1 protein-coding gene is annotated in these 644 nt (G+C 38.5%); it reads right to left on the reverse strand.

The window, feature by feature from the left end:
• Positions 1 to 216: 216 nt before the first annotated feature.
• On the reverse strand, positions 217 to 644 hold a 428-nt coding region (locus AC2A07_RS19685; RefSeq protein WP_484051798.1), incomplete at its 5' end, for a transposase.

Below are 644 nucleotides of genomic sequence, written 5' to 3' on the forward strand. Positions count from 1 at the left end.
GTAAAATATCAAAGAATTTATCTCTTCCAATATTCAACGATCTCAAAGCTTGTTGTAAAATAAAATATAATTTCTTACCTCCAATCTTTGGTTGCATCATTCGTTTTTCTTCCACCAATGCGACCACCTGCTGAGCTTTGCTTGTGCGCACTGTGCTGCGTTTTAAACTTCGATAATAGACTTGTCTATCCAATCCGGACAATCCACAGGTGAAAACTAAAGTTTCTTTTTCGGTTCTGCGGAAGTTGCTGATTGTGCGGATGCGGAGTTTTTTCGTATATCGATTTGATATTCACTCTCCGCCAGATTGATCATCATGTCAAAGAAAATGGCCTTTTTATCGGCGATGTAGGCTTGTCTTTCCAGTAATGCTTTTTGTTTTTCGAGCACTTTTACTTCAGCCTCCAATTCCATAATTCGTTGTTCGGGTGTTTTTTGCATAGCATTTGGTGTTTGATTGTCCCAATCAAAGTTACCATATTTTCTCAGCCAACTCACTACAGTGCCTCTACATTGGATGCCATACTTTTTCTTGCATTCAGTAATTCCCAGCCGACCGGCTTCAATGTCTTTTACAATTTGAAGTTTCAGACTTAAATTGTAATCTTTCTGCGTGCGCTTTACATAAAGCGTTTCTAAAGGTT

Source organism: Chryseobacterium sp. HNCC26DJ238 (genome assembly GCF_057180465.1).